Consider the following 16630-nt stretch of genomic DNA (forward strand, 5'->3'; position numbering starts at 1 on the left):
ACTGGATTGGGCAATTATCTTCCCTCAGCCCGACAAGCAGCACCTTGTATATGAAATTCCACATTTCGCCTGTACATTCCTCCAATTCAACAAATTTAAGCCAGAACTTTGTTCTGGCTTAAATTTGTTCATGTCCCCATGCTATGGATTATGCCAAGCTGCATGGGAAGTATACTGCACCTCTTTATCAAGACACTTCGCCTCATTTAAGCTGCTGATTATTCCGGAAAAAATCGTTCCAAGGATCATTGCCGCCGATCCTCCGGAGCGCCTCCGCCATATTGACACCGTTAGGAGCCACCGTGTCCAGTTCTTCCCAGGCGATAGGCATGGACACCCCGGCTCCGTTCCTTGCTCTTATAGAATAGGGGGCAATGCTGGTAGCTCCTCTGCCGTTGCGAATCCAGTCGATGAAGATCTTGTTGGTACGCTTAGCCTTTCTCACATTGCTTGTGTAGCGGTCAGGCCACTTCTGCTCCATTACTTCGGCGACGCGCCTGGCAAAATTGTGAAACCCATCCCATGGGGCGGCAGGTTTTAAAGGGACGACCACATGGTACCCTTTGCCGCCGCTGGTCTTGAGATAGGAGTTCAGGGAAAGTTCGGCAAGAATATTTTTCACATCCCGCGCACCCTGGCGCACCCTGCTCAGGTCCATTCCCTCATCCGGATCCAGATCAAATACCATCAGATCAGGCTTTTCCAGCTCATCGACACGGCTTCCCCAGGTATGAAATTCCAGTGTGCCCATTTGTGCTTCGGCTATCAGCCCGGCTGGGTTCTCGATATAGAAGTAGTCTTCCATTTCTCCGTCACTGGTGGAAATAGGAATGGTCACGATTCCCTTGCTGCCTGGACCGGGATGCTTCTTATAGAAGCAGGTCTGGGAGATGCCCTTGGGACAGCGGACAATGCTGAGAATCCTGTGGTTTAGATAGGGAAGCATGCGCTCTGCCACCTGGGCATAATACCGGATCACATCCCCTTTGGTGATTTCAGGGTCGGCAAAGATCACCTTGTCCGGGTTACTGATCTTAATTCCTTCAATGATCAGACCGTTGGTATTAGCTTCCACAATTCCCTCCGTTTCTTTAGCGGCTGATAGAGGCTGTATATCCTCATCCGCTTTTTCCTTTTTAATATCTTTGGGATTCTTATCCGTCCGCAGGCCTTTGAAGCTGGCTTGCCTTAAGCGATGATCTGCGGTCCATTCGGCAAATTTAATTTCCGCCACCAGTTCAGGTTCAAGCCAGGTGATCTTTTCCTTCGACCTAGGCTTGGGCGCGAGTTGGAAAGGGGACTCCCTTCTCTTTAGGCCCGCAAATTTTCCCTCCAGCTCTTCCATGTCGGATTCGCTTAAGCCCGTGCCGGCACGTCCGGCATAGACTAATTCCCCGCCTGCATAGATGCCTAGGAGCAGGGAACTTACCCCACTAGTTTTTTTATCAGAAAGCGTATATCCCCCGATCACAAATTCCTGCCTTTGATCGCATTTAAGTTTGATCCAGTCACCGTTTCTTGCCCCGCTGTAGACGGAATCGGCCTTTTTTCCGACGATCCCTTCCAGGCCTGCCTCACAGGCCGCGCGGAAACTTTCCTTGCCGTTTCCTCTCACATGCCGGCTATAGTGGAGGTTTTCGGGGGCATCCTTCAGCAACGCTTCCAGCGTTTCCTTCCTGTCAATCAGGCGGTGTCCCCGGAGGTCCGCTCCATCCAAGGCCAGGAGATCAAAGAGGATATAGGTCAGGTTTCCGGCCTGCGGATTTTTCAAATAGTTCTGCAGAGCCTGAAAATCCGTCTTGCCCGCTGGGTCCGTGATGGCCATTTCGCCGTCCAAAATCATCGCCCTTCCCTCAGCCCATTCAGCGAGGGAAGAGGCGACATCCTGGAAGCGCGTTGTATAATCATGGCCATTCCTGGTGATCAGCCGGACGCTGTCGCCTTCAATATAGGCCAGTATCCTGTAGCCGTCGTATTTCAACTCATAAAGCCAATTCTCACCCTCAGGAACAGTATTGACTAATTTGGCCAGCTGCACGTCGGTACTGCTGAAGGGGTTCTTCGTGATCTTTTCCTCTTCCCCTTCTTCAATTTCCATCATGGTGCGTCCGGTTCTGATACTCGTGGTTAATTCAGAAATCCCCTCGGCAGTTTTAGCATACTCATCTTTTTCTTTAAGTAACAGCCAGTTATCCTGGGTCTCCCCCGCTTTCCTTTTCAAGCGCACCAGAGCCCACTTTCCCTTAAGCCGACCTCCTTGCAGAACAAACTTCAGCATCCCCGCACGAAGTCCCTCATCCACATCCCCAGAGGGTTCCCAGTACCCTTCATCCCAGAGCATGACCACACCGCCGCCATATTCACCTTGGGGAATCGTCCCCTCAAAGTTTCTGTATTCCAAAGGATGCTCCTCCACCCGTATAGCGAGCCTCTTGTCCCGGGTATTATAGGAAGGGCCCTTGGGCACTGCCCAGCTCAATAGAGCCCCCTCCCATTCCAGGCGGAAATCGTAGTGATCTCTGCGGGCCAGATGGTGCTGGACGACAAACTTTAGACCCTCTTGGACAACTTCTGTTATCCCAACAGGTTCCATGGTTCTGGCAAAATTCCTTTTTTGGTTGTACTCGTTGAGTTTTTCTGTCATATAATCACGCCGGTTCCTTCTCTTTTTTGGCCTTCTCAACGCTGGCTTTGAGGGCCTCCATGAAGTCGATCACTTTGCCGGAACTCTCGGGTTCCGAGGCGACAAGCCCCTTTCGTAGTAAGCGCAGGTCTGCTTGTCTCGAATGCGGTTATTGTCTTCCTCAGGCAAATAGTTGAAATGAATGGCTTTGACTGGGTGAAAGCACTTCTGGGATTATTGTTTCCAGTTGAATTGTAAGTATCCGGTATTGAATTTTCAAAGCCCCGATATCTGCCCTCAACTCCTAGGTCAATAATCCTTCCGCATTAGGGATGGATCGGAAGTCGTTGTAGCACAGATATTCGGTTGCGAGCATCATGTGAAAATTCACAGAGCTTGCCATATCGGTAACATTCTTGCTTGTGTGAATCCAGAACCCGCAAATCAGTGTGGATCCAACCAGCAGTAAAGAAGCAAAGGACAGAATAATGTGTATCGTTCTCATCTATATCCTCCTTCCTGTGACTTGAACAGCCGTACTGAGTATCGCCCCACCAATTTTTTGCATGGCTTCGATAGGGCGCATACTCTCATCAGGAATAACCACATAAATGTCAAATCGCTATCATTATGACAACTGGGTTGCAATAGAAGCAATGAGAGGAGACTCAAAATCTCCCCTCACTTAATGTGAGCCTCAGTTAAGAACAACCAAAGCAAACAACGGAATGGTAATCCTAGATAAGAAAGTCGAAAAGATTACAATTATTGTGGCCGGAAAGATCCTCTATTAGGTTCCGGGGTTAAGCAAGCCGGAGACCGCAGAATCGGCGCGATTTGGCATCCCCAGGGTGTTTATGCGCATCATATGGCCAGACGGCTTAAGCTGATGGGGAATGAAAAGTAGACTATAGTAAATTATTCATTTCCTGCAGAATGCTGTTGATCTGGTTAAGTATGTCCAAGCGGTAAGTCTGGATGGAAGCTATTTCAGCAAAGGCCGTATCCATAGCGGCATAATCCTTTTCCTTGATGAAGCCTTTGTATTTCTCTACAATATCTTTGATTTGGCCTTTTGTATCTTTTAAAGAGTTCGCCAGTTCAGCGATTTGTGCATTGTGAGCTTTTAACTGAGCGGTTGTTTCTTCTGGAATTACTGAACCACTGTCTTTTAACTCTTCTAGCTTTTGAGCCAGGGTTAAGCGCAGTTGATTGTTTAACTCGACAACGCTGATGTTGTTTTCACGATTTTTAAGTACATCCTGCCTGTGCTCCGTTAAATCCAGTTTGAACCCTTCGAATTCCTCTTTCTTTGTTGCTAGCTTTGACTGTTTTTCCAGGTTACGGGCTTTGATTTCTTCAATCTTCTGCTGACTTTCCTGTAATTTTACAATTCGTTTGTCTAATTTGCTCCCGTCACCCGGAGTGGCGGCAAATACTGAAGTACTCGTAACAAGGGTAAGAATTACAGCTAGTACGGTTACCATTATTTTTTTCATTTTTAAAACCTCTTTTCTTTATTATGGGTTTGGGATGATTAATTCCTCACTTGATACATCATCCAGGCTTTTTAAGACATCATTTAAACCTTGAAGCATGGAATCTGTTTCTGTCAGCTGCTTTGAAGTTACAGCTTGGCTTACAGGATTCTTATTTACAGTGCTTTGATCTGAAGTACTCTTGCTCCGGCCAACATTCTGGGAAGTTGATATAGTTTGGGGAGCAAACGGCGATCGTTCTGTTTGAGTTTTTGATGGTTTTTGGCCGGAACAGCCGGTCACCGAGAAAATCATAAGTAGTGCTAATAAGATTATTCCTGTTTTCCTCAATTTGTCACCTCCTAGCTTATCTTAACGTTTTTCGTTTGCGCAAAACAAAGGTTATACTGTGGCAAAGCTGTGGCAATTCTTTTTATCTTGAAAAGAATAGGCTACAATAGTGTCAAGGAAGTGATAAAATGAGAAAATTAATCTACCTGGCGGATGATGATGAAAATATCCGCGGCTTAATTAATATGTTTTTGTCTAATGAAGGATTTGAAGTGAAATCTTTTGCGAATGGGGATGACCTATTGGCTGCATTTTTGCAAAAACCTGCCGATTTAGTCATTCTTGACATCATGATGCCGGGGACAGACGGACTTTCTGTATGTACACAGATTCGAAATTGCAGTAATACCCTTATTATTATTGTGTCCGCAAGAGACAATGAAATCGACCGGATAACAGGGATTACACTTGGTTCGGATGATTACATGACAAAACCTTTTTCTCCTATGGAACTGGTGGCCAGAGTCAAAGCATTGTTCCGCAGATTGGAATTGGATACAGGCGGCACTTCCAAGCACATCTTGGCAGCCGGCAATTTGAATATCAATGCAGCCACCAGAGAAGCAAAGGTAGATGGAAGTCAGTTTGATCTGACTCCAACAGAGTTGGCTTTAATGGTATATCTAATGCAAAACAGCACACGTGCCGTATCCCGGGATGAGCTCTTGAAAAATGTTTGGAAGTTTGATTTTGAGGTTGACTCCCGGGCCACAGATGATGTGGTAAAACGTCTGCGCAAAAAGCTTGCCGCAGTCAGGTGCAGTGCAAAAATTGAATCTGTCTGGGGATTTGGATTCAAACTAAGCGAAAGGGGAGAATAATTTGTGAAGCCGATTAAAAACGCTATTGTTACTCCCTTTGTAATCATGATCACGGTGTTTCCACTCATAACACTGCTCTTATTCAATCTCTCGGTTAATTATTATTTAGATCGAAATGCCAGGACTGAACTGCACGGTGTTGTGAAGACCATGGAAGGCGTGGTGAAAAAAGAACTGCCGGATATCCGGAACACTGCCGCGGCAAATTTAGCTGCTCCTTTTGCCAACCTCTACAGAGCTCTGCGCTCTTCTCAATTAGCAGCGAACACTGAGATGCTTTTCTACAGTCGGAATCTGGAGCTTTTCTCTCCGCTCAGGGATGCGTACATTTCTGGTAGTTTTATCAACAATCAGTTAATGAAACGACTCAGTGAGAAGCTTCCTTCAATGGAGGATAACCAAGTATATACCATCCGCATCGGGAAGGATAAATACTTTGTCCTGTCATACCCGGTCACAAATGCCGGGAGTCCGGCTGTTGTTTTTGTATCCCATGCGGATAAGGAGATCGCCTTAGTCCGTTTTATCAATCTTATATTAATAATCATTATGCTGATCGGAGTCTTACTGGCTGTGTGGCTGGCCCATCATTTATCAATCCGGATTACACGCCCCGTCGGCGAGCTGTGCAGACTGACCAGAGACATCGGTTCGGGTGACTTCTCCGCTCCGCTTCAGACCAGTAATAATGATATTCTTGAACTGCATATGCTTAAACAAAGTATTGGTGAGATGTCCGCTAAGCTTGAAGCCTATGATAAATCGCAAAAAGCATTCCTGCAGAATGCTTCTCATGAACTGAAAACTCCTCTTATGTCTATCCAGGGATATGCAGAAGGTGTTATTAACGGGGTGCTTCCAGATGTAAAACATGCCTCTCAAATCATTCACAGCGAAAGCAAACGGCTGGGTAAATTAGTAGAAGAACTGCTGACACTGTCACGTATTGAAAGCCAGACGTACAGCAAGGAACTCACCCAAGTTGACTTGGGGAATATCCTCAAGGAATATGTCCAGCGTCTCGGCGGCCTTGCTGCAAAACATCAACGTGAACTATTACTTGTCCTGCCGAATAAGCCTGTATACGTACTGGCGGATGATACGCTTTTATCACAGGCAGTAATTAACATCGTATCGAATTGCCTGCGTTACGCCAAATCTACGGTGAGCATAACTTTACTTGAAGATGGAAATTCCGCAGTCATTCGATTAGCGGATGATGGTGACGGCATACCGGAAGCGGATTTACCCCATATTTTCGAAAGGTTTTATAAGGGTAAAGGAGGAAATTTCGGTCTCGGGTTAGCTATTGCTAAATCTGCTGTAGAGTTTATGGGTGGGAGCATCCGGGCAGATAACGGTCAAACAGGAGCCTTATTCGAAATAACATTAAGAAGCAGCGCCGGCCAACCAGTCAGCGCTGTTTAAACAACAATTCCAGCACTTCGCCCAGTCACCTGTGATGCACTCAGTACAACCTCCGATGTGTATGACTTGATTATCAATAGGTAAGTAAGGCCTTCATTTAACAATGACCAGTCTGCCTCTTTTTTATAAACATAGTTTTCAACCATCTCCACTTGAGTTCACCTCTACTAGAATCAGCTAATTATTTTCAATGTGCGATTGACCAAATTTAAAAATTTATTTGCCTTTCATTTTAAAGCATTATATGGTAAAAAGGACCGGTCATAATTTCATGAAAGAGAGTACCATATAATGCACGTGAATATTGAAACTATCCCATCATTCTCTATTGCGTATATACGACAAGTAGGAGCTTATGGTGCGGAAAATATCCGGACTATGGGACAATTGAAACACTGGGCGAAAGCAAATAACCTAATGAACAGTAAAGCGGTGATTTTTGGCATTGCACATGATAATCCACAAACAACACCACCTGAGAATTGTCGCTATGATGCTTGCCTTCTCCTTGCTGATAAACACTTTCCGGCAAGCGGCAATGTACAGTATGGTGAAATCACCGGAGGAAAATATGCGATTTTTACAGTGAAACACACAGCCGAAGCTGTAGAGCAGGCTTGGGCAGAAATTTTCCCTGTATTGTCCGAAAGCGGCTATCTTCCTGACACTACACGACCGATTTTAGAGCGTTATGCGGCTGAAAAGGTTGAGCAGCACCTTTGCGAAATCTGTGTCCCTATTGGTTGATTATTGATTATTGATTATAACACGAGATAATTTTATCAGTAAAAAAGGGGAATTTTACTTTAATCGAAAAACCAAGATTATTGGAGGTTTAAAATGCTGCTCTGCATCGTTACTGCTCCGTGCAAGGTCTGAACCGGACGAAACTGTACGGAGCGGATTGAATTCGTCCGTTCAAGCTTTCAATCAATTTACTATCATAACCACATTCAATCAGATACTCGACTAACTTTCCCTGTACTTCTGTGGACATTTCAGGCTGACAATAACTCGCTAGCAGCTTGTCTTGCTTAGCCTTAATATTATCCATTAGCTTAGCGGAAGGATCGCCGCCTACTGCTCCTCTTAAGCTGATATCAGGTAGAAATGGTTCTTTCCTGAAATGCTTCATAGTATGGTCCGAGGTTAAAAACTGCCCCGCTATACCTACCTCAGTAATCTCATCGACTGCGAGTGTTTCGGCATCGACTTTTACCCCATCAATATAACGTTTGACCATTCCGATGATTTCTAAATCAGCTATAAACTTCTCATAGCACATCGAGTTATAGCTATCCATGATACCCGAACTTTGGAAAATAAGATTTGTTTTGGCCGAGTAGCTAGCTAGTAAGGTTAACATGCTTTCATACCCCGCTTGCACAGACAAGGTCTTTGCATCAGTCAGGGTACCTCCACCCCGGCAGGGAAGCCCATAGGACTTCGCCAAACGAGCTGCATATTGATAGGCTAAGGCTCCTTCAGGTGCACCTATGGCAATACTTCCCGTCCTCATGTCGGAGGTGGTTGACTGGGAACCGTAAATTACAGGCGTACCTTTATTTATCATTTGAGCGACAGCAATACCTGCCAGTACCTCCGCATTGGCCAAGGCAATTGTACCTGCAAGAGTCATTGGCGCTGTTGTCCCGGCCATTGAAGCGGCGGCAATGACTACAGGCTGCTTGTATTTATTAAACACCATCATTGTTTCCAACATGTTTGTATCAAACTGAAGCGGTGTATTTGTATTAACAATCGTCAGACATCTTGGCTTATCCGCCAGAGAGGTCTTACCACCAAACACTATTCCCAACATGTCCATCAATTGTTCGACTTCTTTAGCGGTACCTGTACCTGTGATGATAACCTTATCGGAAAAGACCATTGTTGCATAAAGCATCAAAGCAATCGTTGAGCGACCGATATCTGTAGGCTGAACGACGATCCCGCCATTTACCTTGTAATAGCTTGACTGATGGTAAAGTTTTAGAAAATTTATGTAATCACTCATTAAAGCGGCATGTTTTGTTCCATCAACTTCGCATACGAAGGAGGAGCCTGACCCTGGGCAAACTTCAACGTGGTCACCCCCAACAACAAAATCATAGTTCGGATTTCTGGCATGCATCTTAAAATGAGTCGGGGCCTTACTGACCCAATCAATAACCTGTTCCCGAGTAAAGAAAGCAGTCTGTCCTTCAATACGGATCCTATTTTGTCGCATAATTTCTAATACTTTAGGATGATGAAACCTCATGCCTGTTTGTTCCAAAACAGCCATTGAGGCTTCATGGATTTTCCTCAGATCATCGTCCATTTCGTCCAATTCAATCATGTGAGAACCCTCCAGTCCATTTATTTGGTACAACTCACTAACGTTATATTCTATAGCGCAAGATAGGAACCTCCTAACAATGCGCCAGTGTTACTCTAATTTTGCTGACCATTTTTCAAGTTCCATGAGAATCGATTTATTTAGTTGAGGAACCTGATGGCTCTCCATAATATTACTTATCTTTTCTTTCACTTTTTCCTTAATTTGAGATTCGTTAATGTTCTGCATATCCCGGCTAAATAAACTTGGATACCAAACCTTCTTTATATTAAGCAGGGTATGCAGGTTCGTCAGATAGTCCCCTCCAGGCCCTACTTCCTTTATCACATCTAAGGCCAGTTCCTCGGCATTTACCTGAACACCTTGGGTATAGTGTTTTAAGCCCTCAATAATCTCATCAGCCAAAACAACTAATTCTGGAGAGACACTGTTACAATGATCCATTACCCCAACATCATGGACGATATTGGCTTTACTAAGCATTGTGGAGAAAAGTTCCATGGTTGTTTCTGCTACCGCCTGTTCATCAAGCACCTTAGCATCTGTGCATCCGGCAGTTCCAAAGAAGGGTATACCATAATACGCTGCTAAATCGGAAGACGCTGCGACTAACAAATGAAACTCAGGGGCTCCATAACTGCCAATTGTTGAGCGCATGTCAAAAACTGAAGGCATAGAACCATAGATAAATGGACTCCCTTCAGAAACCAACTGGGTAATAACCAAACCAGTTAATATATCGGCATTACACTGAGCTAACGTACCGGCAAGGCTCATGGGAGAGGTTCCGCCCATCATACAATAAGGCATATATACCACCGGAATACGATTTTCTGCACTAATATAGAGCTTCTCCGTACTCTCCTTAGGATGAGCAAGAGGTGGAATTGGATCACAAAGGTAAAAAATAAAGGGTCTTTCTTGAAGGTTGTTTAATCCACCAGCCACAATGGCAGCGATCTCGATGATATCTTTTAAGGCACCAATATCATTGGTGGAAAAGTTAATGGTTTTGCTGAAATGCTTCACTGTCTCCAAAAAAGTGATTTGAGACTGCACTTCAGGCCTCAAATCCGCTGACATTCCTACTGACAAAATAAAGTGGATGTTCGTCAGGTAGTCGGCCAATTTGCACATCATTGCAGTGTCTTTCCTGAGGAATTTCCGAACCCTTCCCGATAACGGATCAACTAATTCCAATTGGTCAGCATGGGTTCCAAAGTAAACTGCATTAACATTATTAATTTTAATAGAAGGTTCGCCATCGCGTTTATAAAGTACCAGTTCCTTTGGAACACTCTTAAGGGCTCTTTCCACAAGTTCTCTGGGGATCAATGTAAATCCTTCGTTGGTCGTTACAGCGCCGTTGTCATGCAACAGCTTAAATGCCCTTGTCCCTTCAATTTTCATACCCACGTTTTCCATCAGATATAGACTTGCCTCATGAATTTGCTCCGACTTCTCTTGATCGAGGATGGTTAGAGACAAGTTCCGTGTCGATCTACTCATTTAATTTCCTCCCTTTAGGTGGTTGCCGATCGACTGCCGATCAAGGAGTATGAGTCAATTCGACAACCACACCCACCCACGACATTAGTAAAACAGGTTTATAAACAGAGTATTTTTTTACACAGATCAGCAGCAGATCCAGCGTCAGGTGCATACCCATCAGCACCAATTTGGTCAGCAAAGTCCATGGAGACGGGTGCGCCGCCAACAATAATTTTCAGTTTATCTTTTAGGCCTTCTTCCTGGAGGAGCTCAATCGTCTCTTTCATCGCAGTCATCGTCGTTGTAAGCAACGCAGATAAAGCTACAATGTCTGGGTTATGCTCTTTTACGGCCTGAACAAATTGTTCAGGTGAAATATCCACACCGAGATTAATGACCGTGAAGCCGGAACTTTCTAACAGCATTCCTACTAAATTTTTGCCGATATCATGAAGGTCACCTTTCACAGTACCTAATACTACTTTTCCAAAGCTAGGCATATCAGTTTCAGCAATCAAAGGTCTGACGATTTCGATTCCTGCGCTCATGGCCCGCGCTGACATCAGCACTTCAGGAACAAACATATCCCCAGCTTTGAAACGAGTTCCAACAACACTCATGCCTGCAATTAAGCCCTGGTTAATGATTTCTAACGGGTTTACACCCTGAGCAGTTAAAGACTTGACTTGCTCCCGAACTTGAATCTCCGCGCCTTCAATTACATATTGAGCGAGATCCGCAAAACTTGACATAGAGTACCTCCTAAATTATTAATCCGTTATTCTAATTTCATTGGGCAGTTGGTTGATACGTTTCCAATTTTACATTCCATTTTTCGAGTTCCATGAGAATAGTTGCATCTAGTTGAGGGACCAGATGGCTCTCCATAATACTTCTGATCTTTTCTCTCACTTTTCCCTTAACTTGAGATTCGTTACTGTTCTGCATATCCCGGCTAAATAAACTTGGATACCAAACTTTTTTGAAATTATTCAGAGTATGTATATTCGTCAGAAAATGACCTCCAGGTCCTACTTCCTTTATCACATCTAAGGCAAGTTCCTCTGTATTCACCTGAACACCTTGGGTGTAGTGTTTTAAGCCCTCGATAATCTCATCAGCCAAAACAACTAATTCTGGAGAGACACTGTTACAATGATCCATTACTCCAACATCATGGACGATATTGGCTTTACTGAGCATTGTGGAGAAAAGTTCCATAGTCGTTTCTACTACTGCCTGTTCATCAAGCACTTTAGCATCTGTGCATCCGGCAGTTCCAAAGAAGGGTATACCATAATACGCTGCCAAATCGGAGGACGCCGCAACTAACAAGTGAAACTCAGGTGCCCCATAACTTCCGATTGTTGTCCGCATATCAAAAACTGAAGGCATAGAACCATAGATGAATGGAGCACCTTCAGAAACCAACTGCGTAATAACTAACCCAGTTAACATATCAGCGTTACACTGAGCTAGGGTCCCGGCAAAGCTCATAGGAGAGGTCCCGCCCATCATACAATAGGGCATATAGACCACTGGAATACGATTTTCTGCGCTAATATAAAGCTTTTCCGTACTCTCATTGGGATGAGCAAGAGGTGAAATTGGCTCACAATAATTAAAAATAAAGGGTTTTTCTTGAAGGTTTTTTAATCCCCCAGCCACAATAGCTGCGATCTCAATAATATCCTTTAGGCCTTCAATATCATTGGTAGAAAAGTTAATAGTTTTACTGAAATGCTTAACTGTCTCCAAAAACGTGATTTGAGACTGCACTACAGGTCTTACATCCGACGACATACCCACAGACAAAATAAAGTGGATGTTCGGCAAGTAGTCGGCCAACTTGCACATCATGGCAGTATCTTTTCTAAGGAATTTCCGAACAATTCCAGACAATGGATCAACTAGTTCCAATTGATCAGCATGTGTGCCAAAATATACAGGATTATCATTGTTAATCTTCATAGAAGGTTCACCATCGCGTGTATAAAGTACCAGCTCCTTTGGTACACTTTTCAACGCTCTCTCTACAAGACCCCTGGGAATTATAGTAAGGCCATCACCGGTCGTTACAGCGCCGTTGTCGTGTAACAACTTAAGCGCCCGTGTGCCTCCAATTTTCATGCCCACATTTTCCATCAGATGCAAACTTGCCTCATGAATTTGCTCAAACTTCTCTTGGTCGAGGATGATAAGCGACAAGTTGCGTTTCGTTGATGTGCTCATTTATTTGCCCCCCCATAAGATTTATTACAAGTTGTATTATGAGTACTATTTAGACATGTCCATAGTAGTCACGATGTACAGTCACAGAGTAAGCATAGTCCAATAATGTTCCCCAACTAAAAACCGGTAGTTCTACCTCTCTTTGAATTGCTCGGGCAAAAGGCTGCATACCTGTACACTCTAAGACGATTGCCCCTATATCCACATGTTTGTCCTTAAACTTTTTGGCAGCCTCAATCATTTGCTGCTCTGCCTTATCGTAATAGGCGTTGGGACATGCAGGCCGTTTGTCAGGGTTCCATAAATTGTCGAACTCAGTACAACCATACTCATCCTGAGCCCCTCCAATAACATAATTGCTGTCACTTCTAATCCCGACATTCTCTAAATGTTCCACATCTAGGAACTTCTTCTGGGCGCATATTATGCCGACTTGTTTTTTGGGTCCAATAACCAATTGCGCAAACGGAACTTGCAGCAAGCTTGACATAAACACCGGAATGTCAATTGCTGCTGCCACATCCTTCTGGAAAAAGGCAAAGTATCCACATTCAGCCGCAATTGCCCTGCAGCCCATTCGTTCTAACTTTTTTGCAGCATCTATAACAGCTGCTTGACATTTACCTGGATCCTTATCATAAACGAGTGTCTTGTTGGTCACACCTTCTGCAATTTGATACTGTATAGGGTAAGGAAAAGCACTGGCATTGCGATTGTCCCCTGGAAATCCTGGATATGCATCATTTAATAGAATCATTCCAAGCCCCATACCATAACAAACATGACTTTTCCGTGTTTTAATATGGTTAATACCCATATCCCGATTTTGTCCGAGAATCATTTTTGATACCTCCACAGTTGATTTAAACACTACAAAATTGTCAATACGATTCATATTTTAGTGAAATTAGTAACAAAGGGGCTTAGGCTATACCCATGTACATCTTTCTTATGTGGTCCTCCCCTTGGAGCTGACTACTTGAACCCTCCATGACGATTCGCCCCTGTTCCATGACATAGGCACGATCTGCAACTGTCAAAGTTGTGTTTACATTCTGCTCTACGATTAAGACCGTAACCTTCTCTGCACTCAATTTCTTGATCGTCTCAAAGACCGCGAGTACATTCTGAGGAGCTAACCCCATAGAAGGTTCATCCAGAATCAACATTTTAGGGTTTGACATAATCCCCCGAGCGATGGCAAGCATTTGTCTTTCGCCGCCACTCATGGTACCGGCATATTGTTTCTTTCTTTCAGCTAAACGTGGAAATAGTTCAAAGACGCGATTAAATGTTTCCTTAATGATTTTTTTATTTCGGATTGTATACGCCCCTAATAAGAGATTTTCCATCACTGTCATTGCAGGAAATAAATGTCGTTCCTCAGGAACGAAGGCTAATCCCAGTTTGGTCAATTCATGTATGGGCTTGCCTGTTATGTCTTGTCCCAGAAACATAATCTTTCCTCTTTTAACTGAGACTAGGTTCATAATGCTTTTCAGCATTGTCGTTTTCCCTGATCCATTAGGACCTAACACTGCGACAATTTCTCCTTCTCCAATATTCAGCGAGACATCCCACAATACTTGAAGGTTGCCATACGAAGTATCAATCCCACTAATTTCCAACATTGCCTTACCTCCAATCAAGCTTAATCAAGGAAAGGACATAATATTTTAGAGAACATATTTTGCCCCCAAGTAAGCCTCTAAAACTTTTTCGTTCTCCATAATTTCCTTGGGCGTACCTTCCGCAATCTTCTCACCAAAACAAAGAACAGCAATCCTGTCACATACATCCATAATTAGCTTCATTAAGTGCTCAACCATGATAATGGTGGTTCCGTCCTCCCGTATTTTTCTAATCAATATGGTCAGATCTATCAATTCTCCAGGAGTTAAACCTGCTGCTACTTCGTCTAACAAGAGAAGTTTACAGTTTGTTGCTAAAGCCCGCGCTAACTCTAACCTCTTGAGTTGTATAGTGTTTAAATTCCCAGCTAATGTATCGTGAGACAGAGGAAACTCGACAAAGTTCAGCATCTCTGCGGCCATTTCTGCAGGCTTAGAATAGGGCCGTCGATTTCCAAACACAGAACCTACCATTACATTTTCCAAGACGCTCATGTTCTGGAACGAATGAACAATTTGAAATGTTCTAGCCATCCCGGTATGACAAATTTTATCTGCTCTAAACCCTGTAATATCTTGACCCCTGAAAAAAACCTTTCCGGCTTCCGGCGGATGCACTCCCGCGATGGTATTTAGCAAGGTTGTCTTTCCAGCCCCATTAGGACCAATTAATCCGTAGATTTGCCCCTCTTCAACCTGTAGGCTAACGTTATTAACTGCCTTTAATCCACCAAATCTTTTGCAAACGTCCTTCGTTTCCAATATCATAGCTACCACCAGCTTCTTTATAATTTTCCATACTTTTGAGTGAGAATGGAGGAGCGTTCGGTAAGTAGCATGTTACGCTCCGCCCATTCTAAATAGTAATTATTTTAGATTAGCGGGAATTTTCAAGTCTGCATCTTTAAAAGCTTCAGGCCAAATTACATTGGGCTTTCCTCCAAAATATTGAACCACAGGAAACATGTAATGTTCTCCATCAATCACTGGATCGGGGAAGGTCTCCGGAGTATACTTATATTCTTTCATTAGAATTCCATCCTTGTAACTTAATTGGCCTGTCATAACTTTTTCTTTGCCCGTTTTAAATAGATTTTCTGTAGTGATCGCTCCATAGTCTTTTTCAGTTGCTTCCAGTACTTTAATCAAGAATTTAGTGTAATCATATGACATACCCGCTACAGCGGCACCTGGTTCATAATTATACTTAGCCACAAAAGCAGCTTGGAATTTTTTAGCTTCGGGTGTCGTCCATTGTGGTATTTGATCGATAACGTAATCTGATGCGTCACCAGTTAACTTATACCATTCTCCTACCCAACCTAATCCGTCACTTGCTATCAAACTTTTTAAACCAACTTCTCTTGATTGTTTAATGAGTGAGGAAACCGAGGAAGGATCAGACATCGTACCAGCTACCAAGGAAACATTTAAGCCTTTTAATTTGTTTAACAAAGGATAAAATTCCGTTTCTCCGAGGCCCACCCATTCGGTAGTAACAACCTCCCAGCCAGCCGCTTTATACTGCTCACCTAATGCTGCGCAAAAACCTCTACCCCAGTCATTGTCAACTCCAAATAATGCGACTTTCTTAATTTTCTGGTTTCCAGAGACCTTTCTTTATGGCTTCCTCAACGGCACTAACATAGCCAATACTTAACTTTTCTGGTGTAGGCCAAGCCTTCCCCATCCAATAGGCATATTTTTCCGGATCAGATTTGTACTTTTGGTTAACCACATCTGTTGCTCCATAAGAGAAAAAGTGAGGCATTTTATACTTAGCTGCTACCTCCATACAGGAAACTGAAACCCAACTGTGCCAGTCCATAAATCCTACAGTAATCTTGTCATTAACAATGGCACTTTCGTAAGCCCGGGCTCCCTTTTCCGCATCTGATTCACTGTCAATCCATTTGAATTCAATGGGATGTTCTCCTACTTTATTATTAATTTCACCGAAGGCCATATTTATCGAATCTTTGAATTCTTGCCCTGTCCGAGCCGCAGGTCCAGTTAAAGGTGCAATTATACCAATTTTAATAACACTGTTTGGCGCGGCTGATGCCGCTGGTGTAGTCTCACTCGCCGGCTTTGCACCACCGCATCCTGTCAGAGTAAGACTAAGGAGTAATGCTGTCGTCAAGGCAACCACAAATTTACGTGATTTTTTGAACAAAAATGAATTCAATTTTAAAGCCTCCCCTTGTTTTTAATTCAGATTGGTTCACAATCCT

General features: G+C 43.7%; 17 protein-coding genes. 3 read left to right on the top strand and 14 right to left on the bottom strand.

The window, feature by feature from the left end:
• Positions 1-202: 202 nt before the first annotated feature.
• From ligD to E4K67_RS07000, 4 genes are all read right to left on the bottom strand, one after another.
• Entirely contained in the window at positions 203-2644 is a 2442-nt protein-coding gene (gene ligD, locus E4K67_RS06985; RefSeq protein ID WP_135545691.1) for a DNA ligase D, read from the bottom strand.
• A 283-nt stretch (positions 2645-2927) separates the two neighbouring features.
• Positions 2928-3128, bottom strand: coding sequence for a hypothetical protein (locus E4K67_RS06990; protein WP_135545692.1), 201 nt, complete (start codon positions 3126-3128; stop codon positions 2928-2930).
• A gap of 403 nt (positions 3129-3531) precedes the next feature.
• Positions 3532-4122 carry a hypothetical protein gene (locus E4K67_RS06995; RefSeq protein WP_135545693.1) on the bottom strand — a complete coding sequence of 197 codons (591 nt, stop codon included), beginning with the start codon at positions 4120-4122 and terminating at the stop codon, positions 3532-3534.
• Positions 4123-4143: 21 nt separating this feature from the next.
• Positions 4144-4452 (bottom strand): hypothetical protein, encoded by a 309-nt coding sequence (locus E4K67_RS07000; RefSeq protein ID WP_135545694.1) that lies wholly within the window; start codon positions 4450-4452, stop codon positions 4144-4146.
• A 128-nt stretch (positions 4453-4580) separates the two neighbouring features.
• Here E4K67_RS07000 and E4K67_RS07005 point away from each other — a divergent pair, with 128 nt between their 5' ends.
• Both E4K67_RS07005 and E4K67_RS07010 read left to right on the top strand, forming a co-directional pair.
• Positions 4581-5273 carry a response regulator transcription factor gene (locus E4K67_RS07005; RefSeq protein ID WP_135545695.1) on the top strand — a complete coding sequence of 231 codons (693 nt, stop codon included), beginning with the start codon at positions 4581-4583 and terminating at the stop codon, positions 5271-5273.
• 3 nt (positions 5274-5276) lie between these two features.
• Positions 5277-6701, top strand: a complete 1425-nt coding sequence (locus tag E4K67_RS07010; protein WP_135545696.1) for a sensor histidine kinase — start codon at positions 5277-5279, stop codon at positions 6699-6701.
• Here the strand turns inward: E4K67_RS07010 and E4K67_RS29650 are convergent.
• Positions 6698-6853, bottom strand: a complete 156-nt coding sequence (locus E4K67_RS29650) for a hypothetical protein (protein ID WP_158408412.1) — start codon at positions 6851-6853, stop codon at positions 6698-6700. The two genes, E4K67_RS07010 and E4K67_RS29650, sit on opposite strands and share 4 nt — an antisense overlap.
• 139 nt (positions 6854-6992) lie before the next feature.
• Between E4K67_RS29650 and E4K67_RS07015 the strand changes: the two genes are divergently transcribed.
• The gene (locus tag E4K67_RS07015; protein ID WP_135545697.1) at positions 6993-7448 is read left to right on the top strand and encodes an AraC family transcriptional regulator; all 456 of its coding nucleotides are present in this window, start codon (positions 6993-6995) and stop codon (positions 7446-7448) included.
• Between the two features lie 109 nt (positions 7449-7557).
• Here E4K67_RS07015 and E4K67_RS07020 read toward each other — a convergent pair whose 3' ends face one another.
• The 9 genes from E4K67_RS07020 to E4K67_RS31045 form a co-directional block, all read right to left on the bottom strand.
• The gene (locus E4K67_RS07020) at positions 7558-9042 is read right to left on the bottom strand and encodes a trimethylamine methyltransferase family protein (protein WP_135545698.1); all 1485 of its coding nucleotides are present in this window, start codon (positions 9040-9042) and stop codon (positions 7558-7560) included.
• Positions 9043-9132: 90 nt separating this feature from the next.
• Positions 9133-10551 carry a trimethylamine methyltransferase family protein gene (locus E4K67_RS07025; RefSeq protein WP_135545699.1) on the bottom strand — a complete coding sequence of 473 codons (1419 nt, stop codon included), beginning with the start codon at positions 10549-10551 and terminating at the stop codon, positions 9133-9135.
• Between the two features lie 98 nt (positions 10552-10649).
• Entirely contained in the window at positions 10650-11285 is a 636-nt protein-coding gene (locus tag E4K67_RS07030) for a cobalamin B12-binding domain-containing protein (RefSeq protein ID WP_135545700.1), read from the bottom strand.
• Between the two features lie 37 nt (positions 11286-11322).
• Positions 11323-12765 carry a trimethylamine methyltransferase family protein gene (locus E4K67_RS07035; protein WP_135545701.1) on the bottom strand — a complete coding sequence of 481 codons (1443 nt, stop codon included), beginning with the start codon at positions 12763-12765 and terminating at the stop codon, positions 11323-11325.
• A gap of 49 nt (positions 12766-12814) precedes the next feature.
• The gene (locus tag E4K67_RS07040) at positions 12815-13606 is read right to left on the bottom strand and encodes an aspartate/glutamate racemase family protein (RefSeq protein ID WP_135545702.1); all 792 of its coding nucleotides are present in this window, start codon (positions 13604-13606) and stop codon (positions 12815-12817) included.
• An 82-nt stretch (positions 13607-13688) separates the two neighbouring features.
• Positions 13689-14396: an ABC transporter ATP-binding protein gene (locus tag E4K67_RS07045; protein WP_135545703.1), complete on the bottom strand. Its 708-nt coding sequence runs from the start codon at positions 14394-14396 to the stop codon at positions 13689-13691.
• A 45-nt stretch (positions 14397-14441) separates the two neighbouring features.
• Positions 14442-15164 (bottom strand): ABC transporter ATP-binding protein, encoded by a 723-nt coding sequence (locus tag E4K67_RS07050; RefSeq protein WP_135545704.1) that lies wholly within the window; start codon positions 15162-15164, stop codon positions 14442-14444.
• 99 nt (positions 15165-15263) lie between these two features.
• The gene (locus tag E4K67_RS31040; protein ID WP_135545705.1) at positions 15264-15992 is read right to left on the bottom strand and encodes an ABC transporter substrate-binding protein; all 729 of its coding nucleotides are present in this window, start codon (positions 15990-15992) and stop codon (positions 15264-15266) included.
• The gene (locus tag E4K67_RS31045; RefSeq protein ID WP_135545706.1) at positions 15988-16584 is read right to left on the bottom strand and encodes an ABC transporter substrate-binding protein; all 597 of its coding nucleotides are present in this window, start codon (positions 16582-16584) and stop codon (positions 15988-15990) included. Before E4K67_RS31045 ends, E4K67_RS31040 begins: the two co-directional genes overlap by 5 nt.
• Between the last annotated feature and the right edge of the window lie 46 nt (positions 16585-16630).

Source organism: Desulfosporosinus fructosivorans (assembly GCF_004766045.1).
GTDB lineage: Bacteria > Bacillota > Desulfitobacteriia > Desulfitobacteriales > Desulfitobacteriaceae > Desulfosporosinus > Desulfosporosinus fructosivorans.